Annotated in this window: 20 protein-coding genes; 6 read left to right on the top strand and 14 right to left on the bottom strand. The window is 47.3% G+C overall.

Annotated elements, in window-relative coordinates; all coding sequences use genetic code 11:
- Positions 1 to 8 precede the first annotated feature (8 nt).
- Together FSB84_RS22280 and FSB84_RS22275 are read right to left on the bottom strand one after the other, a co-directional pair.
- A complete protein-coding gene (locus FSB84_RS22280; RefSeq protein WP_130540071.1) occupies positions 9 to 1,790 on the bottom strand; it encodes a glycoside hydrolase family 15 protein in 1,782 nt (593 codons plus the stop codon).
- Positions 1,777 to 4,011: a bifunctional alpha,alpha-trehalose-phosphate synthase (UDP-forming)/trehalose-phosphatase gene (locus FSB84_RS22275; RefSeq protein WP_130540070.1), complete on the bottom strand. Its 2,235-nt coding sequence runs from the start codon at positions 4,009 to 4,011 to the stop codon at positions 1,777 to 1,779. The genes FSB84_RS22280 and FSB84_RS22275 overlap by 14 nt, the downstream gene beginning before the upstream one ends.
- Positions 4,012 to 4,393: 382 nt before the next feature.
- On the opposite strand from FSB84_RS22275, the gene FSB84_RS22270 reads away from it, so the two are divergent.
- A complete protein-coding gene (locus tag FSB84_RS22270; protein ID WP_130540069.1) occupies positions 4,394 to 5,152 on the top strand; it encodes a hypothetical protein in 759 nt (252 codons plus the stop codon).
- Between the two features lie 15 nt (positions 5,153 to 5,167).
- Here FSB84_RS22270 and FSB84_RS22265 read toward each other — a convergent pair whose 3' ends face one another.
- The 4 genes from FSB84_RS22265 to FSB84_RS22250 form a co-directional block, all read right to left on the bottom strand.
- Positions 5,168 to 5,650, bottom strand: a complete 483-nt coding sequence (locus FSB84_RS22265) for a hypothetical protein (protein WP_130540068.1) — start codon at positions 5,648 to 5,650, stop codon at positions 5,168 to 5,170.
- A gap of 139 nt (positions 5,651 to 5,789) precedes the next feature.
- Positions 5,790 to 7,457 (bottom strand): urocanate hydratase, encoded by a 1,668-nt coding sequence (gene hutU / locus FSB84_RS22260; protein ID WP_130540067.1) that lies wholly within the window; start codon positions 7,455 to 7,457, stop codon positions 5,790 to 5,792.
- An 11-nt stretch (positions 7,458 to 7,468) separates the two neighbouring features.
- Positions 7,469 to 9,043: a histidine ammonia-lyase gene (hutH, locus tag FSB84_RS22255; RefSeq protein WP_130540066.1), complete on the bottom strand. Its 1,575-nt coding sequence runs from the start codon at positions 9,041 to 9,043 to the stop codon at positions 7,469 to 7,471.
- An 18-nt stretch (positions 9,044 to 9,061) separates the two neighbouring features.
- A complete protein-coding gene (locus tag FSB84_RS22250) occupies positions 9,062 to 9,547 on the bottom strand; it encodes a MarR family winged helix-turn-helix transcriptional regulator (protein ID WP_130540065.1) in 486 nt (161 codons plus the stop codon).
- Positions 9,548 to 9,767: 220 nt separating this feature from the next.
- On the opposite strand from FSB84_RS22250, the gene FSB84_RS22245 reads away from it, so the two are divergent.
- The gene (locus tag FSB84_RS22245) at positions 9,768 to 10,970 is read left to right on the top strand and encodes a nucleoside permease (RefSeq protein WP_130540064.1); all 1,203 of its coding nucleotides are present in this window, start codon (positions 9,768 to 9,770) and stop codon (positions 10,968 to 10,970) included.
- 35 nt (positions 10,971 to 11,005) lie between these two features.
- On the top strand, positions 11,006 to 12,199 hold the full coding sequence (locus FSB84_RS22240; protein WP_130540063.1) for a Gfo/Idh/MocA family protein: 1,194 nt from the start codon (positions 11,006 to 11,008) through the stop codon (positions 12,197 to 12,199).
- A gap of 174 nt (positions 12,200 to 12,373) precedes the next feature.
- On the opposite strand, the gene FSB84_RS22235 is transcribed toward FSB84_RS22240, so the two are convergent.
- The 3 genes from FSB84_RS22235 to FSB84_RS22225 form a co-directional block, all read right to left on the bottom strand.
- Positions 12,374 to 12,568, bottom strand: coding sequence for a hypothetical protein (locus FSB84_RS22235; RefSeq protein WP_130540062.1), 195 nt, complete (start codon positions 12,566 to 12,568; stop codon positions 12,374 to 12,376).
- A gap of 115 nt (positions 12,569 to 12,683) precedes the next feature.
- Positions 12,684 to 13,241, bottom strand: a complete 558-nt coding sequence (locus tag FSB84_RS22230) for an OmpH family outer membrane protein (RefSeq protein ID WP_130540061.1) — start codon at positions 13,239 to 13,241, stop codon at positions 12,684 to 12,686.
- Between the two features lie 24 nt (positions 13,242 to 13,265).
- Positions 13,266 to 14,990, bottom strand: a complete 1,725-nt coding sequence (locus FSB84_RS22225) for a phospho-sugar mutase (RefSeq protein WP_130540060.1) — start codon at positions 14,988 to 14,990, stop codon at positions 13,266 to 13,268.
- A 100-nt stretch (positions 14,991 to 15,090) separates the two neighbouring features.
- Between FSB84_RS22225 and FSB84_RS22220 the strand changes: the two genes are divergently transcribed.
- Positions 15,091 to 16,098, top strand: coding sequence for a DUF2279 domain-containing protein (locus tag FSB84_RS22220; RefSeq protein WP_130540059.1), 1,008 nt, complete (start codon positions 15,091 to 15,093; stop codon positions 16,096 to 16,098).
- Positions 16,099 to 16,144: 46 nt separating this feature from the next.
- Positions 16,145 to 16,402: an acyl-CoA-binding protein gene (locus FSB84_RS22215; RefSeq protein WP_130540058.1), complete on the top strand. Its 258-nt coding sequence runs from the start codon at positions 16,145 to 16,147 to the stop codon at positions 16,400 to 16,402.
- A gap of 50 nt (positions 16,403 to 16,452) precedes the next feature.
- Here FSB84_RS22215 and FSB84_RS22210 read toward each other — a convergent pair whose 3' ends face one another.
- On the bottom strand, positions 16,453 to 17,922 hold the full coding sequence (locus FSB84_RS22210; protein ID WP_158644062.1) for an oligosaccharide flippase family protein: 1,470 nt from the start codon (positions 17,920 to 17,922) through the stop codon (positions 16,453 to 16,455).
- A 144-nt stretch (positions 17,923 to 18,066) separates the two neighbouring features.
- Between FSB84_RS22210 and FSB84_RS22205 the strand changes: the two genes are divergently transcribed.
- The gene (locus FSB84_RS22205; RefSeq protein ID WP_130540056.1) at positions 18,067 to 19,209 is read left to right on the top strand and encodes a glycosyltransferase family protein; all 1,143 of its coding nucleotides are present in this window, start codon (positions 18,067 to 18,069) and stop codon (positions 19,207 to 19,209) included.
- Here FSB84_RS22205 and tpiA read toward each other — a convergent pair.
- The 4 genes from tpiA to FSB84_RS22185 all read right to left on the bottom strand — a co-directional run bounded on the left by tpiA (position 19,193) and on the right by FSB84_RS22185 (position 22,339).
- Entirely contained in the window at positions 19,193 to 19,954 is a 762-nt protein-coding gene (tpiA, locus tag FSB84_RS22200) for a triose-phosphate isomerase (protein ID WP_130540055.1), read from the bottom strand. The two genes, FSB84_RS22205 and tpiA, sit on opposite strands and share 17 nt — an antisense overlap.
- Positions 19,955 to 19,985: 31 nt before the next feature.
- The gene (locus FSB84_RS22195; protein WP_130540054.1) at positions 19,986 to 21,032 is read right to left on the bottom strand and encodes a putative sugar nucleotidyl transferase; all 1,047 of its coding nucleotides are present in this window, start codon (positions 21,030 to 21,032) and stop codon (positions 19,986 to 19,988) included.
- 144 nt (positions 21,033 to 21,176) lie between these two features.
- Positions 21,177 to 21,428, bottom strand: coding sequence for a type B 50S ribosomal protein L31 (locus FSB84_RS22190; protein WP_130540053.1), 252 nt, complete (start codon positions 21,426 to 21,428; stop codon positions 21,177 to 21,179).
- 419 nt (positions 21,429 to 21,847) lie between these two features.
- A complete protein-coding gene (locus FSB84_RS22185; RefSeq protein WP_130540052.1) occupies positions 21,848 to 22,339 on the bottom strand; it encodes a YajQ family cyclic di-GMP-binding protein in 492 nt (163 codons plus the stop codon).
- Between the last annotated feature and the right edge of the window lie 21 nt (positions 22,340 to 22,360).

The raw sequence follows: 22,360 nt of genomic DNA, 5'->3' as shown, positions 1-22,360 counted from the left end.
ATAAGCGCTTATAGAAATTCCGGTCTGTCGAGTTTTTTGGCGATCCTCAAAGCGGCATTGATCAGTCCCACATGGCTGTAGGTTTGGGGGAAATTGCCCCACTGGGAACCATCAGTACCTACATCTTCACTGAAGATGCCCAGGTGATTGCTGAATGTCAGCAGCTGGTTGAGGTTTTTGATGGCGTCGTCCACCCTGCCTACGCAGGCCAGAGCATCCACATACCAGAAAGCGCAAACGAGAAAAGTGGTATCCGGGAAACCGAAATCATCATAGTGTTTATATCGATAAAAAAGTCCGTGATCGGCCAGCAGTTCCTTTTCGAGTTCGGCGATATGTTGCTTTGCTTTTTCGGAGCTCTGATCTATATAACCCATGGTGACCATACTGAGAGTGCTGGCATCCAGGTTGGGCGTGCCGATTGCCTGCGGGTACACTTTTCTCGTTTTATCGTAAGATGTATCCAGCAGCCTGTCTGCTTCGCGTGCGATGGCATCTGCCTTCTTCATCAGTTCCACATCGTTGAATGCCTGTGCGATCTTGAATGCGGCTTTGGCGCCAGCCCAATGGAAGAGCAAGGTATAGGTATGCACCTGTACTGTATTCCTGAATTCCCATAATCCGGAATCGGGCATTGTAAGCGTTCTTTCAATCTGGGCGAGCAGCCATGGCACGATGGATTTGTAACTGCTCTTTTTGGTAAATGTCAAACGTTTATCAGTGTACAGTGGCAGGAGGCTCACCAGCACTTGTCCATATACGTCATGCTGCACCTGCACATAAGCTTTGTTGCCTACGCGTACGGGGCGGTTACCGAGATAGCCATGGAGGTCAATAGTGATCTCTTCGATATCTTTTTCACCTGTGATACTGTACAGTGGTTGCAGTGTATCTGAATTGTTGTTTCGAAGGATATTCTGGATGAAATCGAAATATTTTTCAAGCTCCTCAAAGTGACCGATCTGGTTAAATGCCTTGAGTGTGTAGTGAGCATCACGGAACCAGCAGTAGCGGTAATCCCAGTTGCGGGTGGAATCATGGAATTCAGGAAGACTGGTGGTGCCGGAAGCGATGATGCCTCCGGTGTCCTCATACTGGTGAAGTTTCAGTACCAGTGCGGAGCGGATGATCTCATCCTGGTAGATCTCCGGGATATAGGAACTCTTGATCCACTTCAGCCAGTATTTGATGGTCTGGTTGATGAATGATTCGGCTGTTTCCCTGAGCGGAGCTTCCAGCGGCTCGCCGTAGGTGAGCACCAGGTAGCGGTCCTGGTCCAGCACAAACTGTTGTTCCTTGATGATCCAGTTGAGTGGCACATCTGTGGTAAGGCGCACCTGCTGCTCGAACCCCATATAACGGAGATGGTTACTGCCTGTATAGATCTCGGGCGCCATGCGTCCGTAATTACCGGTTGGCTGGCAAACGATACGGATGGCGGGCTCACCCTGTATGAGCTTGATCTTGCGCACCAGCATGAGGGGTCTGAACTGTCTTTCGTGCACGATCATGCGCGGGGCGCAGTCTTCCACCCGGAACACTCCGTCCGGCGCGGTGAATTCCGTGCACAGCACATTGGTGTTGGGAATGTAATACTGGCGGCTGGTGTAATTCTCTGTTGCAGGTTGAATGCTGAAATGCCCTCCCTTTTTTTCGTCAAGCAGTGATCCGAAGAGGAAGCTGCTGTCGAATTTTGGGAGGCACATCCATTTAACATCTGCTTTTGTGTCGATATAGGCGAGGTAGGAACAATTCCCTACGATGCCAAGGTTGTACTTATGAACCGGCATAGGCTGAATTGGTTATTGGCAGGGTAAGTTCTTCCAGTAAAGGCAGTACATTCTGTTGGGAAAGTACTGTGAACTGTGCTGCCGTTGGTCCGTTACTAACTTTTATTGTGAATGCTCTTTCATCGAGCGCTTTGAACATATCCTCATCTGTGGTATCATCGCCGATGCACAGTACAAAGTCCGGGTCCATTTCCTGCACTATCTTTCTCGCCATCACTCCCTTGTCTACGCCGGTCATGCGAACTTCCACTACTTTATTGCCATCTATCACCTGCAGCAAAGTGTTTTGCAGCAGCATATTGAGGTTATTGATCAGCTCGCGTGAGCGGCTGAAACCGAGGTCCGGGTGGGTATTCCTGTAATGCCATGCGATGGTGTTCTTCTTTTCTTCCACGAAAGAGCCTACGCACCTGCTGACGAATGTCTGCATCACGGGACGGATCTCTTCTTTCCATTTGTCTGAAATGGTTTCGGAATGCGTCCATTTTTCCCCTTTCATTTTATAGCTGGCTCCGTGTTCGGCTACCAGTGTCACTGGTAATTTACCGAGCCATTCTTCGAGGGTATCTGCTTCCCTGCCGCTGATGATCACAACCTCGTTCTTTTTGTCTGCCGCCAGTTTGGTGAGAGCTTTCAGCAATTCTTTAGTAGGCTTTGCATCCTGCGGCAGGCGGGCAAATTGTACGAGTGTACCGTCATAGTCGAGCAGCAGAGTTCTCTTTTTTGCTTTTTGATATGCCTGGTGGATATGATCAGTGATCTTATCGTCCAGGAGTTTCGTTTGTTGTTTGTTCTGTTCTGTTTTCACATTGGAGAGCTGGTCCAGGAAATCGTTCACCCAGCGGATCACATCGTAATCGATGAGTCTTTTTTGCATCAGCGCCATTCTTTGTTTTTGTTCCGGAATGGGCATGGCCAGTGCTCTTGCGATGGCATTGCTGACATCCTGCACATCGGTGGGATTCACCAGCAGGGCTTCATTCAGCTCACTGGCTGCTCCCGCGAGCTCGCTAAGGATCAGCACGCCACGCTGGTTCACGGTACTGGCCACATATTCTTTGGCAACGAGGTTCATGCCATCGCGCAGCGGTGTGATCAATGCCACATCAGCGGATTGATACAATGCCGCCAGTTCATTGAACGGAAGGTGCATGTAACGATAGATTACCGGCTGCCAGCTGATGCTGGAAAATTTACCGTTGATGCTGCTCACTTTTTCTTCGATGGTTCTTTTTCTTCTCGTGTATGCGATGATATCATCACGCGAAGGCACTACGTTCAGCATGAACACAACCCGCTCCTGCCATTCAGGGTGTTGATTGAGGAAATATTCAAAGCCGATGAGACGGTCCATCAATCCTTTGGTATAATCGAGTCTGTCTACCGAGAAGATGATCTTTTTCCCTTCGAAATTCTTTTGCACTTCGGCTCTGAGCTCCTGCACTTCAGGTTCATTACCGGCGTTGCTGAATTTCTTATAATCGATGCCGATGGGAAAAAGATCAGCTTTCACGAGACGGTTCTGGTATTGGATACTTCTGAAACTATTATCGGCTCCCAGCACCATACGGACAGATTGTACAAAATGCTCCACATAATCGTAGGTATGGAATCCCACCAGATCTGCGCCCATGAGGCCGCGGAGCAGGTTCATTTTCCAATCTGTGGGTAATGTTCTGAAGATCTCGTAGCTGGGAAAAGGAATATGTAAAAAGAAGCCAATGGTAGCCTTTGGTGCTCGTGCACGCAGCATTCCGGGCAGCAACATGAGTTGGTAATCGTGTATCCAGATCACATCGTCCGGCTGCAGAATAGGCAACAGGGTTTCCGCGAACAAAGAATTCACTTTGGAATAGGCTTCGAAATAATGAGAATGGTATTCCACTACGGAAGGGAAATAATGGAAAAGTGGCCACAGCGTTGAATTGGAGAAGCCATTGTAATAGTCTTTGTATAGTGCTTTATCTATGAATATTGGCAATGCGGTAAAATCATACTTATCCAGTTTGGGCACCACTTCCCTATCGAAATCCTCCCTGGAGAAGTCAGCTACGCCCATCCATATCTTCTCTGTGATATTGCTGTTTTTGGCTGCGTCGGATTCAAAATAACTTTTGATAGCGGATACCAGTCCGCCCGAACTCTGACGGATGCTCACCTGGTCACCATCATGATCTACGGAAAAAGGTAATCGGTTCGAAATGATGATCAGTCTAGCCATAATACTATTCAGATTTTGGGGAGTACGGAACTTAGAAAAATGTACCTTATTTCCCGGTTCAAAAAAAGGGCCATGCACCGGCATGGAGCTTGGGGCTAATAAAACATTATAGAATAATGCCTTACGGAAGTGATGCAAAGATAGAACCTAAGGCCGGAAGAGGCAAACATAATGAGGTTTAACGGGGTGTTAAAGCGCCGTAACGCTTTGTGGGTGCCCATTGAGGGATAATTAAAATGATATTAATATCGGGTATGGGAGATCGTATATGCGGCAGCGTTATGGGAATTCACACCGTTGCGGTAAGATGATGCAACGTTGACGAATGATGCATTGTCAGGTTTGTACCAGCCCCAACTACTAACTGAAAATGCCTTTTCTTATGAGATGGTCATTATTGTATTTCTTCTGTTTTATTGGATTGATTGCGTGTAATAAAAGCACAGATCGAAAGTTCAGACTTGTAAAGATCTACGCAAATGGATTCGGTTTCCCCACAATTTTTGAATACGATGAAAAAGGGTTATTGAGCAACAGGTATGTTGATTTTACAGGTGTGACAGACGCAGGTGGTGGTACTTCATTTATTTATGAAGATGGGCAATTGTCAGAGATAATGAACAGTCATGTTAGTATAGCCGGTTTTTGGCGAACCGTTGAAAAGATAACGTATTTCGAAGATGGCCGCTTAAAGAGCATGACAGAGGAAGTGGTTGACGGAAGACCAGAAACAATGCTAAGGCACGAATTCAGATATAAAGACAGTGATCCATATTTTGATTCCTGCATAGTGTTTATAACAAGATTGGGCGTGGAAAATCCTTATCAGCTTTATACTTTCTCAAGAGATGGTGAAGGAAGCATCCTTACCCAATCATCTTTTTCCCCCGATCAAACCAATTGGGTTGCCAGTCATACCGATGAATATATTTATGGAAGCATAGTTAACCCGGAATATAAACTGGGGTCTCCTGTTATGTTCAGAAATTATTACTCGAAGAATCTGGCTACAAAAGTAACACGCTATAATTTTGATGGTACTGTGCTCAGTCAAAAGAATTATAAGATCATAAAAATCTCTCCGATGTTGATCTGTGTTAAAGGAGAAAATGGAGAAGATATGTATTATGATCTCAAATGATTTTGTTCCTTTTTATTATTCAATCAATTTCAGATCTCCCGCAAGGTCTGCCAGGATCTCCTGTTCGCGTGCTGGATATAGACTTTTATCCTTAATTTTTTTGTCCTGTACCCAGCGGATCAGTTTCTTTTTATCGAAATAGAACCTGTTCTCAATAGTGCTCACCACTTTCACTTTTCCCTGATAGATCAGTTTGTCGTAGCTTTCATTTTTCTCGAAAGCGAAGATCAGGTTATTGTTGGAGAAGTAATAATCAACGATCATTTTTCCGGATTCGCCGTACAATGTAAGGATCGCTTTTTTCAGTTCGGTACTGTCGTAGTATTTTTTGATGTCGCCGCCTTCAGTAGAAAGCCCTTCCACTTCGGAAGCCAATACTTTGTATTTTTTCTCAGCAGCATTGATAGCAGTGAATTCCTTCCGGATATCGAGGATAATGGATTCTTCTTTGCCGGTCTGTGCAAAAATATCTGTACAGGCTGCTAGCAAAATTAACAAACAAAAGGATAGATGCTTCATACAATGAAAGTAGCTGATTTATGAACAGATGCTATTGGAGCATTTTCCTGGCCAGCTTTCCACAAAATAGAAAAGCCGCCTGTAATTCACAAGCGGCTTATGATCTTATCTGAAAAGCTTAACCCAATCTTTCTTTCAGGTCAAGTCCATTTTCTTTTGCTGTTTCTATCGCCAGTTCATAACCGGCATCGGCATGCCTGATCACGCCCATACCAGGATCGTTCCTCAGCACACGGGCGAGTCTTTGTGCAGCATCTTCGGTTCCATCAGCCACTATCACCATGCCTGCGTGAATGCTGTAGCCCATTCCTACTCCACCACCGTGGTGGAGGCTTACCCAACTGGCGCCGCCGGCAGTATTCACCAGTGCATTGAGTAATGGCCAGTCGGCTACTGCATCGCTGCCATCGAGCATGGCTTCGGTTTCGCGGTTGGGCGATGCTACTGAACCTGTATCCAGGTGATCACGCCCGATCACGATCGGCGCTTTCACTTTTCCATTTTTCACCAGTTCATTGAAGGCCAGTCCTGCGCGTTCGCGCTCTCCCTGTCCCAGCCAGCAAATGCGGGCAGGCAGTCCCTGGAAGGCGATCTTTTCCTTTGCGAGTTTCAGCCAGCGCTGCAAGGATTTGTTTTCGGGGAACATATTGCCGATCAGTTCATCGGTTACAGCAATATCAACAGGATCGCCGCTGAGCGCCGCCCAGCGAAAAGGTCCTTTACCTTCGCAGAAAAGCGGACGGATATAGGCCGGAACAAAACCTGGGAAATCGAATGCGTTCTGCAATCCTTTTTCTTTGGCGCGTGCGCGGATATTGTTGCCGTAATCGAATGTGATAGCGCCGCGCTTTTGCAGCTCCAGCATCAGTTCAACATGACGGTACATGGAATTGTAAGCATAATCGATGTACTGCTGTGGATTTTCCGTGCGCAGTACTTTCGCCTGCTCATAGGAAATTTCGTGTGGCCAGTAACCGATCAGCGGATCGTGCGCGGAAGTCTGGTCTGTAAGTGTATCCGGGGTTATGTTGCGGTCAACCAGTCTTTGCAGAAGGTCTACGGCATTGCAGAGAACACCGATGCTCAGCACTTCTCCTTTTGCGCGGGCTTCCAGCGCACGGTCGATAGCGGCATCGATATCTTCGATCATCACATCCAGATATTTTGTCTGCAATCTTTTTTCGATCCTCCATTTTTCCACTTCCGCTACCAGGGCCACGCCTTCATTCATGGTGATGGCGAGTGGCTGAGCGCCACCCATGCCACCGAGGCCAGCAGTAACGTTGAAGGTACCACGAAGTGTTCCTCCGAAATGTTTATCGGCCGCAGCTGCATAGGTTTCATAAGTGCCCTGAACGATGCCCTGCGATCCGATATAGATCCAGGAGCCGGCGGTCATCTGGCCGTACATCATCAGTCCTTTTTTCTCCAGTTCATCAAAATGTTGCCAGTTGGCCCAGTTGGGAACGAGCTGTGAATTGCTGAGCAGCACGCGGGGCGCATCCTTATGCGTTCTGAGAATGCCAACGGGCTTTCCGCTCTGAATGAGCAGGGTCTCGTTCTCTTCCAGGTCTTTCAGTCCTTTGATGATGAGGTCAAGCGCTTCGAAATTCCTGGCGGCCTTGCCTCTTCCTCCGTACACGATCAGTTCTTCAGGACGTTCGGCCACATCGGGATCGAGATTGTTGAGTAACATGCGCAGTGCCGCTTCCTGCACCCATCCTTTGCAGTTGAGGGTGGAGCCGGTGGGCGTTTTATATTTTGCGGGATCGTATGTTTTGATCATAACGAATGATTTTAGTTGGATGATGATGTCAGTTCAAATTGTTCGTATCCTTCATTGAGCATGGATTTACCGGCACTGGCAAAACTGTTCACCTGGCCCACGAAAGAGAAATCATGGATGATCTCGCGGATCTGGTTGATATCATTGGCGAAGATCCTGTCTTCTTCTGCAAAGGACACATACTTACGTACATAGTCATGCGCAAATTCCAGGATGGCGCTGCTTTTGAGCGGGCGGCGGAACTCGATGGCCTGGCAGGCGCTGAGCAGTTCGATGGCCAAAATGTATTCCAGGTTATCGATCACTTTATTCAGCTTGCGGCCGCTGATGCTGCCCATGCTCACATGGTCTTCCTGACCAAGTGAAGTGGGAATGGAATCGGCGCTGGCGGGAAAGCAAAGCGTTTTGTTCTCTGTTACCAGTGCAGCAGTGGTATATTGCGGGATCATGAAGCCGCTGTTGAGCCCTACATTCTTCATCAGCAGCATGGGCAGTCCCCATTTTCCTTCCAGCAAAAGATAACAACGGCGGTCGGCAATATTACCTATCTCCGCTGCTGCAAAGCAGGCATAGTCGAGAGGAAGCGCCATCGGTTGTCCATGGAAGTTACCACCACTGATAGTATCGTCTGCAGCAAGAATGATAGGATTGTCTGTAACTGAGTTGAGCTCGATCTCGGTGAGTTCTTTCAGGTGCAGCCAGGCATTGCGGCTGGCGCCATGTACCTGTGGCATGCAACGCAGGCTGTATGGGTCCTGCACACGTCCACAGTCCATATGGCTTTGCATAATATTGGAATCATGTAATAATAAACGAAGTCTTTGCGCTACCAGTTTGCTGCCTGCATATGGACGCAGCTGGTGCAGTCGTTCATCAAACGGGGCTTTGGTGCCGGTGAGGGCTTCGAGGCTCATCGCTCCGATGATATCGGCAGCTTCCAGGCAATTGTGCATACGTTGCACGGCTTTCACAGCAAACGACAAAATGAATTGTGTTCCGTTGATCAGCGCCAGTCCTTCTTTCGGTCCCAGCTGAATGGCATGCATGTTGAATTGCTGCAATACTTTCTGTGAAGGCAGGCGTTCTCCTTTGTAAAACACTTCCCCCAGTCCAATCAGCGGCAGGAACAAATGCGATAAAGGAGCAAGATCTCCCGATGCGCCCACACTACCCTTTTCCGGTACTACGGGGATCACATCGTTTTCGATATGCCAGTTGATGCGTTCCAGTGTTTCCAGTTGTACACCTGAAAAACCCTGCGCCAATGCCTGCATCTTGGTGATGAGCATGATCCTGGCTACCTCAGTTGGAATGGGATCGCCTACGCCTACACTATGGCTTTGCAGGATCTTATGCTGCAGCAGCCTGGTGTCTTCATCGGAGATGCTGGCGGATGCGAGAATGCCGAAACCTGTGTTCACGCCATAAACTGTGCGGTTGGTGTTCACGATCTCCTGCACATGCTGCTGGCTGCTTAGCACCTTCTCTCGGGAAGCTTTTCCCAGCACGCCTTTCAGACTGCCGGAAGCAATGGCAAGGGCGCTGCTGACGGTGAGTTGATCGATGCCGTATTGAAACTCGTTCATGTATTTGGATTTGTAAGATTATTGATCGAGATGTTTTTCCACTCTTTCGAAAAGTGAAGCAGATGACAGTCCTGATTCGAATTCGCCAATGGCCTTGAGGAAATGTTTGCTGTGGTTACCTTCCTTCGCCAGTTCTTCCATGGCTTTGCTCAGGGCGCTCCAAACAGGCTCTATCTGTTGCTGAAGTTTTAATCCTTTTGCAGTAAAGGTGACTACCTTCTTTCTACCATCATCTGCTGAGGCTGTGGTCTTCACCAGACCTTTATCCTGCAGGCTGCTCACGAGCTGGCTGATGGCGGAATGGGAAACGGCCAGTTCATCGGCTATATAGCGGATGGAAACCTGTTTCTGTTTACTGAGAATATAGAAAACGGGAAACCAGCTGGCGTCGAACTTCAGTTGATGTTCAGCGTAAACCCTGTTCACGTCTGCCAGAAATGTTTCACTGAGGCGGCGGAGGCGGCTGCCCAGCACAAGAAATCCGAGTGATTCGTAAAAGTTCATAGATAATTGTATAAGCACTTATACAAATATAGGAATTTGGATCAAGCAGCATGAAAAATTTGTGCAGGGTGCCGGCAGTCGTTATAGCATGCATTATTTATCCCCGTAATATTATTCGTAATGTGGAAGAGTTTTTCACTGTGTACTGACGCCACTATCAAATTGTTTTGTAAATTTCCCTCTTAATCAAACATAACTTCTACTAAACCAATACAGACTGATGAAAACTAACACGGGGATTTCGCTTGCCATTATGATGTTCCTCCAGTACTTTATCTGGTGCGCCTGGTATGTTACGCTCGGAACTTATATGGGAGAGCATATGCAAACAGCTGGAATCGATAAAAAAATTGGCGATGCTTATATGGCGCTGGCCATTGCCACCATGATCTCTCCCTTTTTTGTGGGAATGATCGCAGACCGGTACTTCGCTGCTCAAAAAATGATGGGCCTGCTTCACCTGGGTGGCGCTGTAATACTTTATCTGTCCACAATGGTGACGGACGCAGACGTATTCTTCTGGGTGGTATTATTGTATTCCATTCTTTACATGCCTACTATCGCACTCAGTAATAGCATCGCCTTCCAGCACATGAGCGATCCCGGCAAACAATTCCCCTGGATCAGGGTATTTGGTACGATCGGCTGGATCGTAGCCGGTTTTCTGGTTGGACAATTGCAGATCGAAAAAACCTCCACTACTTTCCTGATCGCTGCAGGCGCTTCGGTTGTTTTGGGTTTGTACAGTTTCATTTTACCCAATACGCCTCCTAAAAGAGATGCAACTGGTTCTGCATCCAAAGCGCTTGGAGTAGAAGCTTTCGCTCTGTTGAAAAATAAATCTTACCTGGTCTTCTTCATTGCTGCCATTCTGATCTGCATCCCGCTCTCCTTCTACTATGGATTTGCCAATCCATTCCTGAATGAAGTGGGGATGGATAAACCTGCCAGTAAAATGATCATCGGTCAGTTCTCCGAAGGGCTTTTCATTCTGGCCATTCCTTTCCTCTTTAACAGGATCGGTGTAAAGAATATGCTCATCATCGGAATGCTGGCGTGGATCCTGCGTTATGTGGCTTTTGCTTATGGCGATGCCGGTACAGGCACCTGGTTGTTGTATGCGGGCATCATCCTGCATGGCGTATGTTATGACTTCTTCTTCGTTACCGGATATATGTATACCGAAAAGAAAGCAGGAGAAAAAATCAAGAGCGCTGCTCAGGGGCTTTTCACCTTTGCTACTTATGGCCTCGGTATGGTAATCGGCACGAAGTTCTCAGGATATGTAACCAACAGTTATGCAACCGAAGGCGGGCACGACTGGAAGAGTATCTGGTTCGTTCCTGCTTACATTGCTATTGCAGTGCTGATCTATTTCATTCTCTTCTTCCGCGAGAAAAAACAGCTTGCTGAGAAGGCATAACAGAATACTTCAAGAACCTAATACGAACAAACATTATGAAAAGAATTGCGATGCTCGGTTCCGGGTTTATCGGACGCTTCTATGCGGATTCGATTCAAGGATACAGAAGCAGGGACAAGATCGTTAGCATCTATTCCCGCAGAAAGGAAAGTGCAAAGAAGTTTGCAGACGATTACAATGTTGGTTTTTATACTACCAATCTGGAAGAAGCCATCGCCCGTCCGGAAGTGGATGTGGTTTGTATTTCATTGCCGAATCATATGCACGAAGAAGCTGTGATGCTTTGTTGCAAACACCAGAAAGCGGTGATCACCACCAAACCACTTGGCCGTAATGGTGAGGAAGCGAGGCGTATGCTGGAAGCAGTGGAGAAAGCAGGCATCTTCAACGGATACCTGGAAGACCTTGTTTATACGCCCAAATTCATCAAAGCGCTGGAATCCGTGCAGAACGGGGCTTTGGGCCGCATCCTCTGGGCCAAGAGCCGGGAAACGCATCCCGGGCCGCATAGCGACTGGTTCTGGGACATGGAGCTGGCCGGCGGTGGTTGCATCCTCGACCTCGGTTGTCATTGCGTGGAGATCAGCCGCAGCTATATTGGTAAAGACATCAAACCGGTTGAAGTGATGTGCTGGGCCGACACGCAGGTGAAACCCATCGATGCGGAAGACCATGCTATCGGTCTGGTAAAATATGAGAACGGCGCTATCGGACAATTCGAAGTCAGTTGGACCTTCCGTGGTGGCCTCGATCTTCGTGATGAAGTGATGGGCACTGAAGGCACTATCTGGATCAATAGTTTCCTCCGTACCGGTTTCGATATGTTCACCACCGGCAAAGGCGCCGACTATGTTGCTGAAAAAGCTGAAAGCAACAGCGGTTGGTTGTTCCCGGTAGGTGATGAACTGAATGAGCTCGGTTACAACCATATGTTCATGGATATGTTCAACGCCATGGAAAACGGCTCATCTCCCAAAGAAACCTTCTATGATGGTTATGTGGTGAACTGTATACTGGATGCAGCCTACCGCTCCGCCAAATCGAAACAATGGGAACCGGTGAAGCTCGACATCTGGCGTGGCAAGACCGGCGTTACAAAAGACAGTCACCTGGTGGAATTTGATAAAGACCATTACCTGGTGAAAGAAGAAGTAACGCATTACGGTGCAAAAAAACTGATCCTGAAAAACAAGACTACTGGAAAGATCAGTGAAAGAACGATAGAATAATTGTTATCGATATTTTAGTAGAAGAGTGATTGCCATCTGGCGGTCACTTTTTTATTTGGGCCATTCAGGCTTTGAGAGAAAATATTTCAGTGCATCTGCCTGTTCATAACCGAGGATGAGCGAACTGTCTTTTAGGAAGATATAGCTGAATGTTCCTGCATTGAGCCGGTATTTTCAGGAAGGCCTGTCCTTCGTATTTCTGATCAACCCGATGCCTGCGATAAAGAATACCAGTCCCAGTATAGCATAAATGGCCATCAGCTTTATGTCTTTGGTCTTACTGGCGCCACTTACGAAATTGGCTGCTGCCAGGATCAGTCCAACGGTTCCCAGCAGGGAGAAAAAAATTCCAAGAATCCTCTTTTCCATGATGCTGTTTTGTGGAATGGCTTCAAATCCTGTGCCCGGTGAGTGGTCCCACTGTTCAAAAAAGAAAAAGCCGCTCTGTACAGAACGGCTTCTCCATTATAAATTTATATCCCTGTTACGGTCTTCTTACCCCACCTGGTGCACCTGCCGGCGGCGGCGCAGCGCTCAGGTTGATCCCCAGTTTCTTTGCCACAAGCGGTAGTATGTCATCGGCAGCAGGGAAAGCGATCAGTTGCTCTTTGCTGAGAATATAGGCATACCCGTTCTCCTTGGCAACAGCCTGTGTGGTTTGCACGGCTTTTTGCTGAATGGGCTCCAGCAATTCCTGCTCTTTCTTCTGCATGGACTGCTGTGCGGTCTGGTTGAAGTTCACGATCTTGATATATAGTTCGTTCAGTTCCTTTCTTTTTATCTCACGCATAGCCGGCGTCCATTTGACTGAGTCAACATTGAAAATGCTGTCTTTCCGCTGGAATTCCACCTGGTAATCGTTTGCCTGCTCCTGCAAAGCTTTCTGATGCTCCTGCATATCGCCATTGGCCTTTTTGTATTCAGGCATGGCAACTATCAGTTCCTGCAGGCTGATATATCCAATCTTGGTCTGAGCCTGAGAGCCTGTACCCACACTCATCAAAACCATTGTCACAAGTAAGCATGAAAATAATCTCTTCATTGTAGTTGTTTTTTTTATTGGTTTTTATAAAGACAGGCCTTGAATGATCCCGTCGATCTTGCTTTTTGCTGCAGCCTGCGCTTCAGGAAACCCGTTGGCATTGCTGAGTTGCGTATTCACGCTGAAATAGAATTTTATTTTGGGCTCTGTTCCGCTGGGGCGGGCAGAGATCTTGCTTCCATCGGCCAGGATGAACTGCAATACATTGGAGCCGGGCAAACTGATATCCCACTCCTCTCCTGTTTGCAGATTGCGTCCGCGTTTCAGCTGGTAATCCAATAACTGTACCACAGGTGTATTGTTCAGTGATGCAGGCGGTGTTTTACGATACTGCTCCATCATACCGGCAATCTCCTGTTGTCCGTTCATCCCCTTCTTTGTGATGGAGATCAGGTGTTCCTGGAAATAACCGAACTGAATGTAGAGGTCAAGCAGTTTATCGTAGAGGCTGCGTCCTTTCGCTTTTTCGTAAGCAGCCATTTCGCAAAGCAGGGCTACTGCGCTTACGGCGTCTTTATCCCTGAGCTGGTCGCCAATCATCAATCCATAACTTTCTTCACCGCCAATTACATAATTCTCTTTTCCTTCTTTTTCCTTGATCAGTTCAGCGATCCATTTGAAGCCGGTGAGCACATTGTAACAGGCAACATTGTAATGGGCCGCGATCCTGTCGATCATATCTGTGGTAACGATGGTCTTCACCACCATGTCGTTCGGTTGTGCCACACCTTTAGTACGTCGTGCTTCCAGCAGGTAGTTGAAAGCGAGTACGGCAGTCTGGTTGCCATTCATGAGCACCCAGTTGCCATTATTGTCTTTGATGCCGATACCAACGCGGTCAGCATCAGGATCGGTACCCAGCAGGATATCCGCGTCCAGTGCCTTTGCTTTTTTGAGACCGATGCTCATGGCTTCGGACTCTTCAGGATTCGGATATACCACGGTAGGGAAATTGCCATCGGGCTTTGCCTGCTCTTCCACTATCGTAACATTGGTGAAACCGAACTCCCTCAATACCTGCGGCACCAGCATGATGCCTGTACCATGAATTGGAGTATACACGATCTTCAGATCATGTTGCTGTGCAATCACTTCAGGATAAACACTGAGGCCCTTTACCATTTTGATATAGGCATCGTCCATCTCCTTTCCGATGATCTGGATATTGGCTTCGCCACCACTCCATTTCACATCGTCAACAGAAGCGATCTTGTCTACCTCCCGTATAACGTTTTTATCATGCGGTGGTACCAGTTGTCCGCCATCATTCCAGTATGCTTTGTATCCGTTGTATTCTTTCGGGTTATGGGAAGCTGTACAAACCACGCCTCCCTGACAACCGAGTTTTCGGATGGTGAAACTCAGTTCAGGCGTTGGCCTGAGGGATTCAAAGAGAAATACTTTGATGCCGTTGGCCGCCATCACATTGGCGGTGATCTCGGCGAAATTGCGGCTGTTATTGCGTGGATCATGTGCAATGGCCACACGGACATCACCGCCGGGATATGTTTGCTTAAGATAATTGGCATATCCCTGTGTACTCATGCCCACCGTGTATTTGTTCATACGGTTGGTGCCTACGCCCATGATGCCGCGCAGTCCGCCGGTACCGAATTCCAGGTTCCGGTAAAATGCATCGGCCAGTTCATTGGGGTTCTCCGCTTCCAGCCTCCTGATTTCATTTTTTGTATCCTGATCAAAATTTCCATTCAGCCAGGCATTCACATTTTCCTTGATCTTAGCTTCCATACTAACTTTTTAATTTGCACGTTCTATGACGGGTTGAAGGTCTGAAGTTATTGAATTTTATGGATTGACAACCTCGTGTTACAAACGTATTTTTTATGTTATGACCCAGCGCCGCAGGAGAAAACCCCTTCTCTTCATCGCATGTCTGTTGCTGCCCCTGGTGCACCTCCATGCGCAGGAAGTTCAGGTTGATTTGTATCAGTCCGGACATTCCGGAGATACTGTTGCCACTTCCTCCCTCAACACTGCACCGGTCCGCACAGTTTCACAGCCCAGGCTCTGGCTGGTTACAGGCGCTCATGTTGGATTATGGACCGGCTCCTTCATTGCACTCAACAAAGCCTGGTACGAAGGATATGAGAAAACCCATTTCCATTTTTTCAATGATAACAAAGAATGGCAGCAAATGGATAAAGCCGGGCACACCTGGACTGCCTACCAGTTAAGCAGGGTGTCCACCGAAGCCTGGCATTGGACGGGACTGGGTCGCAAAAAGAGTGCCTGGCTTGGCGCCTTCAGTGCTGTAGCCTATCAAAGTATCATCGAGATCCAGGATGGCTATTCCGCGGAATGGGGCTTCAGCTGGGGCGATATGGCGGCCAATGCTGCCGGCGCAGCTGCTTACCTGGCCCAGGACCTTGCATGGAACGAACAAAGGATCCAGATCAAACTGGGTTATACGGCTTATGATTATTCCACTCAGGAAATGAAGAACAGGCGCAATCAGCTTTTTGGCAAACCCCTCTACGAGCGGTTGTTGAAAGATTATAATTCACAGACCTACTGGGTCAGTTTCAATATCAATTCATTCATTCCTGAAAGCAGACTTCCGAAATGGCTCAACCTGGCCGTGGGTTACAATGCACGCGGAATGCTGGGCGGAGAAGAGAACAAATGGAAAGGGCCCGATGGGAATGATTATACCTATCCTCAACTTGAAAGGACCAGGCATTTCTTCCTTTCGCCTGACATCGATCTTACCCGTATCCGCACCAATAAAAAATGGCTGCGTTCTGTATTATTTGTTGCGAATATGATCAAGATCCCCGCCCCTGCGCTGGAACTCAGCAATAAAGGAAAGTTCAGTGCCCATGTACTCTATTGGTGAACAGATTCTGAACAATTCCTTACATTCGCAACAAATCAACATTTTTATGGATTTGAAATCCCGCTTCGAGCAAGCAGTTGCAGACAGCAAAAACCTTACTGACCGTCCCAGCAATGACACGCTTTTGCAATTGTACTCTTATTACAAGCAGGCCACCGAAGGGGACATCAACGTGGACCCGCCTTCCAATCCATTCGATTTTGTATCGAAAGCCAAGTTTGAAGCCTGGGCTGCCCTGAAAGGAAAGTCCAAGGATAATGCCATGGAAGAATATGTAGAACTGATTGAAAAACTGAAAGGCTAGTTTCAGGTACACATTATTGTGAGAGCCCTCTTTGGAGGGCTTTTTGCATTTTATGCGGATGGACTGCCAGTTTCTTTTTTTATGAAACTATTGCTGACCCATTGAAGGATAGCGCGCGCAAACTCATTGCGCAGAACATACAACTGCATTATAAAATAGAAAAAGGTACAAGCGGGAATGCTGATAAGAAGAACTATCAGATCCGGCAACCGGAGCTCATTCAATAAATAGAAAACTGGAATGAAGAGCGATGCGGAAAGAATAGACTGGAAGAATGTTTTTCTGTCAAACAACCGCAGCAAGGGAAATGTGCGGGAGGCTAAAACATAGGCTAAAGATAATACCAGGATCTCCCCAATAATCAGGGAAGCAGCCGCCCCCCTGTACTGCCATTGCAAGGAAAGCAATAGCATTACAGGGATGTATAAGAGATTGCCGATAGCCAGGCTGATGAACGCTTTCTTCTCCTGGTGATGCGCTATCAACACCTGGTTGCAGAAAAACAGGCTGAGTCCGCGCAAAAGTGGAAAACAAGACAAGATGCGGATCGTTGGGATGGCTTCGGTATATCCATCGCCGAATAGCAATCGCACCAGCGGGCCGGCCAGCAGGCAAATACCTGCAGACATGGGAACAGCAAAGAAGACCAGGAACTGCAGATTCTTCTGCATCACTTCCTGTTTTCTATCATCGTTCCCCTCTCCCTTTAATGCAGCGATCCTTGGGTAAAATACCTGCAGGGAATCCGTGATCAGCAATGTAGCCATCCTGAGTATTTTGGCGGATAGTGCATAGATACCCACCACTGCCGCTGTGCTTACCAGCCGCAGCAACACATTATCCAGTAACAATGTTACTCCCATGGCAAGGTTAATCCCATTAGTGATATGAGTATACTTAAGATGCTTTTTCCAATCGATATTCCTGAAAGAGACCTTTACCTCCCTGAACAGGTTAAGATTGTTCCAGAGACTGTTGACGATGGCCGCCACCACCATAATACCGTAATAGATCCAGTAATCGTCTCCTCCCTTCACCAGTATGAAAAGAGAGCCCAGCGCCAGCAGCCGCGTTATCAATGATCTCAGGGTGATAAAACGGAAACGCTCCATTCCCATAAAATACCATTCACAGGCAAAGCTGTTGATCAGCAGGTAGCTTATGGAAAACAGCAGGAGCCGGATATCCCTGATCTTATCCCACAACAGGTACACGGCTATTGCGTACAATATGGTCGCCATCAAAGAAGTGATCAGGTGCAGCGCCAGCAGTTCCGACACCAGTACATCACGGGCAGCTTTATCCTGCTTCTTTTTAGCCACTTCCCTGATGCCATACAGAATGATCCCGTACTCGGCAATGAAAAGGAAATAATATGTGAAGGAATCGATGAAGCTCACCCGGCCAATGCCCTCCGGCGACAAAACCCTGCTCAAATATGGGATAGACACCAATGGCAATAGTACCTGGCTGGCAGACAGCAGAAAATTATAGGCCAGATTTTTCCGGATACTCGGCAATGGTATTCAGTTTGGTTGTTGGCAAGAGACCAATGGTACAAACATACACGATTCCCGTCAATGGCAGGCTTGCATTCTTTTACAGGCAGGATTGATTACATTTGTTTAATTGGAAAGGGATTTTATTATTCATCACTAACGTTCATGCGCATAGGCATATTTGAAACTACTCATTTTGAAGTGGCGTATACCCTGATCAGGTTGTTCAATCATCCGGACAACCAGCTCACTGTTTTCTGCTATGTCCCCGCTGCGGAACAATTGAAATACCTGTTGAAAGATGAACAGCAGCGTTTCAATTGGGTGATCAGGCCTGAAGCCATGTCGAAGGCACACTTTGTAAGAGTTATCAGGAATGAAATTGATAGCGCCGGCATTGAAATGCTGCTGTTGGACTCGGTGGAAGACAACTTCATCCACTATGCCCGTATGGTTCGGTTACTCCCGGGAGTAAGGACCATTCTCACACTTCATGACATCAACAATTATTTTGAATATCATAACAATGGTTCCCTGCGTCGTTTTGTAAGGAATTACGGAAAAAAGAGACTGGTCAGGGCTGTGCATGAATTCACCGTGCTGAGCAGTACCCTTGAAGACGCCCTTTGCTCCAAACTCCCGGCAGGAAAAATTGTACGCAATATTCCGGGCGCCATTTTCGATGAAACACAATACAGGCAGCCGGGCGCGATTGAAGATGAGATTCATATCGTGGTGCCGGGAACGGTAGATGAAAAGAGAAGGAATTACGATGCCGTTTTTAACTTACTGGATTCCTGCCATCAGCAAAATATAAAAGTGAAAATCACACTGCTGGGTGGCATCTCCAATCTTTATGGTTCGCGGGTATTGGGCAGAGCCAAAGCCTATAGAGCTTTGCACAATAATCTGTACTGGTATGAAAGTGAAATAGTGGAACAACCCGAATTCGACAGGGTAATGCAGGAGTCGCATTTTATCTTTTCGCCTACGGTTGTTGAAACTGTGATCTTCGACGACGTGCAGGAAAAATACGGAATAACAAAATCTTCCGGCAATGTGGGTGATATGATCCGCTTTGCCAGGCCGGCCATCGTTCCGAAAGACCTGCGTCTTTCTCCTGAATTCTCTGCCTGTGTGATGCGTTATGAACATATAAATGAAATCCCGGACCAGCTTGCGCAAATCCGGGATGATCCATCAAAATATATCATGTTGAAGGAAGCGGCTTATGTATGTTCCCTGCAGTTCAGGGCTGAGGTTTTCTACACACGCTATCCTGATCTCTTCACTAAGGCAGGCTCCTGATAATGGTAGCAAACTCTTCTGCATTGAGAGAAGCGCCTCCTACAAGGCCACCGTCTACATCGGGGCAGGCGAAGAGCTCAGCAGCATTATTTCCTTTCACACTTCCTCCGTACAATACAGGGATAGCGTCAGCAACTGCTGCACCGTATTTTCCTGCCAGTACACTGCGCAGGTAAGCATGGATCTCCTGTGCCTGTGCTGCCGTAGCAGTTTTACCGGTTCCGATGGCCCAGATGGGCTCATACGCGATCACAATAGTTGAGATCACTTCAGCGCTGAGATGGAACAGGGACTCTTCCAGTTGTTTGGCAACATAACTGTTCTGTGTACCCGCTTCCCTGATCTCCAGGGGCTCGCCGCAACAGAAGATGGGCGTGATGCCATTGGCCAGCAGCAGATCGAGTTTTTCAGCCAGTGCCTGGTTGCTTTCCTGGAAATATTCGCGGCGTTCGCTATGCCCAACCAGACAGTATTTGATATCGATGGACTTAAGCATCTCCGCGGAAACCTCACCGGTATAAGCCCCGGATTTTTTGTTGTACACGTTTTGGGCTGAAATGCTGTATCCTTTCTTCCCTTCCACTTTGGCGCCGGCCATGATCAGGTAAGGAAATGGAACGGCAAAGATGGCCTGTTGATGATCTTGCAGCGCGATGTTGGCGCCGAGAATATCCTGCAGCAGTTGTTCTCCCTGCTGATAGGTACAGTTCATTTTCCAGTTAGCTGCAGCTATTTTTTTCCGCATGTTCTTATGATGTTTTTAAATGAGTTCGCTGTTATGATCCTTCAAAAATAGTCCGCAATCGTTTTATTTCCTCTTCCGTGAGGTGCTGGTGTTTGAATTTCTTCCAGACCTCAATATCGGTGAGTGCTTTTTCGAATTCATATTTGCTCAGTCCCTTATTGCCCCAGGTAAAGCTGGGCACGAACCTGGGAGGAATACCATCTCCAAATACATTGGCGCAGATGCCCACCACTGTGCCGGTGTAGAAAGATGTGTTGATGGCTGCACGGGAATAATCGCCCATCAGCAATCCGCATTTGATGCCCGCGGCAAGGTATTGCTTGGAAGGCTGATGCCAAACTTTTACATCGGAGGCATTGTTCTTGAGATTGGAATTGGAGGTACCTGCGCCAAGATTGCACCATTCACCCAATACTGCATCACCCAGGTAACCATCGTGCGCTTTGTTGGAATAGCCCATCATTACGCTGTTCTTGATCTCTCCTCCTGCCACGCAACCGGGGCCAATAGTTGTAGCGCCGTATATCTTCGCTCCCATCTTCACTACGCCATCTTCACCCAATGCAAATGGCCCACGGATCAGGGAGCCTTCCATGATCTCGGCATTGCGGCCGATATAAATGGGACCAGTAGCCGCATTGAGGATACAGTGCTGAAGCCTGGCGCCGGGCTCGATGAAGATCTGTGAAGGATTGATGGCTTGAACTGAAGTATCCCGGACAGGAGTTGAACTCCTGTCGGCTGTTATCAATTCAAAATCCTCTCTGATGGCCCAGTCATTGAATTGAAAGATATGCCAGGGATATTGTAACACCCTTACCGATTCCCAGTCGGGTTCCGCCGGGTTTGTCTTGAGCGATGCCACAAAAGCCTTTGTAGGAATGATATTGGCGGCGATGAGCTGTGCTCCTGCAGGGATTCCATTTGCTGAATCAGCCAGCTGCACGGGATATCCCAGCAGCATTTCCCATTTCTCACGAATGGTAAGGATACCAACCCTGATGTCGGGCACGGAGCGGACCTGCGAAAAAGGAAACAGCTGATCCCGGACTTCCGATTCATTCAGATAAACCTGCATACGGGGAATGGAATGATTTATTCGCCAATATTGGGCGCCCAAATGTAACGAGCAAAAGATACGGGGCAAAAAAAATCCCCTTCCTGAGAACAGGAAAGGGAAAGTATAGCCATGAAAAACAAAAATGTTATCTTGAAATTAAGATTATTTTTTCTTTTCGTAACGCTTCTTGAACTTGTCAATTCTACCTGCTGTATCAACCAGTACATTCTGTCCGGTGAAGAAAGGGTGAGATGTAGAAGAAATCTCAAGCTTGATCAGCGGATACTCATTGCCATCTTCCCATTTCAGGGTCTCCTTGCTCGGAGCGGTAGAGCGGCTGAGAAATGTTACGCCATTTGACATGTCCTTAAAAATAACAAACCGGTAACTACCGGGGTGGAGTTCCTTTTTCATAAACTTTTGATTTAAAAGGTTGTACGGATTTTGCCGTACAATTGTAATTTGCAAAGCCGCAAAATTAGCTCTATGCAGGCGCTCTGCCAAATTAAATTTATTCCCCGGTCTTTCCAATTTCCGGGTGCAAATCCTGCAAATATTGATTTAGATCAAGATAATGATTATCAGTGAATAAAAGAAACAAAAGACGGGAAAAATTGAGGGATCTGTAAAATGGAAAAGCATTGGATCTGTTATATACTTGCTTTCGCTAATATACTTTTGAACCAATGCTTTTCGTTAACCGCTTTCTTTTTCATTTTACTGAATCTTCCAGCGATTTTGTATACTAAAGATACGTTTCCGATACTACGCATTCCAAATTTCAGGGCCTTCCGGTATGCACCAGTTCTGCACCTGGTTATGCACAAGGTGTACTAGCTACGCATATTCTCGTACTGAAGCGCCAAACCCAGATCAGCTTCCCTGCAGAGCTTGATCACTTCCTGCAGATCATCGATCTTTTTACCAGTTACCCTTACCATATCATCATTGATGCTCGCCTGCACTTTCAATCCTGAATCCTTGATCAGCTTCACGATCTTCTTGGCATCTTCCTGTTTCAGTCCGTTTCTTACACTCACTTCCTGTTTCTGGTATTTGCCACTATGATAAGAGTCCTTGCTGAAGTCGAAAGCCTGCGGAGCAATGCCCTGCTTGTGCGCCCTGCTGATGAGCACATCGATGATCTGCCGGAGCTTCATATCATCATCGGCTTCCAGCTTGATCTTATATTCTTTTTTATCGAGGTCGATCACCACATGGGAATTCTTGAAATCGAAACGGTTGGTGATTTCTTTGGTTACAACATTAACGGCATTGTCCAGCATCTGGGCATCTACCTTGCTGACGATATCGAATGAAGGCATGGGAACAAATTTGTGCAAATT

Source organism: Pseudobacter ginsenosidimutans (assembly GCF_007970185.1).
GTDB classification, from domain to species: Bacteria; Bacteroidota; Bacteroidia; order Chitinophagales; family Chitinophagaceae; genus Pseudobacter; species Pseudobacter ginsenosidimutans.
Note: the sequence above shows the minus strand (reverse complement) of the source record. Positions and strands in the feature narration are given on the sequence as shown.

Coding starts and splice junctions, on each gene's coding strand:
- FSB84_RS22235 (WP_130540062.1), bottom strand. CDS start 12,568: ATGGAAAAGAGGATTCTTGGAATTTTTTTCTCCCTGCTGGGAACCGTT.
- FSB84_RS22280 (WP_130540071.1), bottom strand. CDS start 1,790: ATGCCGGTTCATAAGTACAACCTTGGCATCGTAGGGAATTGTTCCTAC.
- tpiA (WP_130540055.1), bottom strand. CDS start 19,954: ATGCGGAAAAAAATAGCTGCAGCTAACTGGAAAATGAACTGTACCTAT.
- FSB84_RS22190 (WP_130540053.1), bottom strand. CDS start 21,428: ATGAAAAAGGAACTCCACCCCGGTAGTTACCGGTTTGTTATTTTTAAG.
- FSB84_RS22215 (WP_130540058.1), top strand. CDS start 16,145: ATGGATTTGAAATCCCGCTTCGAGCAAGCAGTTGCAGACAGCAAAAAC.
- hutU (WP_130540067.1), bottom strand. CDS start 7,457: ATGATCAAAACATACGATCCCGCAAAATATAAAACGCCCACCGGCTCC.
- FSB84_RS22245 (WP_130540064.1), top strand. CDS start 9,768: ATGAAAACTAACACGGGGATTTCGCTTGCCATTATGATGTTCCTCCAG.
- FSB84_RS22240 (WP_130540063.1), top strand. CDS start 11,006: ATGAAAAGAATTGCGATGCTCGGTTCCGGGTTTATCGGACGCTTCTAT.
- FSB84_RS22185 (WP_130540052.1), bottom strand. CDS start 22,339: ATGCCTTCATTCGATATCGTCAGCAAGGTAGATGCCCAGATGCTGGAC.
- FSB84_RS22230 (WP_130540061.1), bottom strand. CDS start 13,241: ATGAAGAGATTATTTTCATGCTTACTTGTGACAATGGTTTTGATGAGT.
- FSB84_RS22270 (WP_130540069.1), top strand. CDS start 4,394: ATGAGATGGTCATTATTGTATTTCTTCTGTTTTATTGGATTGATTGCG.
- hutH (WP_130540066.1), bottom strand. CDS start 9,043: ATGAACGAGTTTCAATACGGCATCGATCAACTCACCGTCAGCAGCGCC.
- FSB84_RS22225 (WP_130540060.1), bottom strand. CDS start 14,990: ATGGAAGCTAAGATCAAGGAAAATGTGAATGCCTGGCTGAATGGAAAT.
- FSB84_RS22250 (WP_130540065.1), bottom strand. CDS start 9,547: ATGAACTTTTACGAATCACTCGGATTTCTTGTGCTGGGCAGCCGCCTC.
- FSB84_RS22275 (WP_130540070.1), bottom strand. CDS start 4,011: ATGGCTAGACTGATCATCATTTCGAACCGATTACCTTTTTCCGTAGAT.
- FSB84_RS22195 (WP_130540054.1), bottom strand. CDS start 21,032: ATGCAGGTTTATCTGAATGAATCGGAAGTCCGGGATCAGCTGTTTCCT.
- FSB84_RS22205 (WP_130540056.1), top strand. CDS start 18,067: ATGCGCATAGGCATATTTGAAACTACTCATTTTGAAGTGGCGTATACC.
- FSB84_RS22220 (WP_130540059.1), top strand. CDS start 15,091: ATGACCCAGCGCCGCAGGAGAAAACCCCTTCTCTTCATCGCATGTCTG.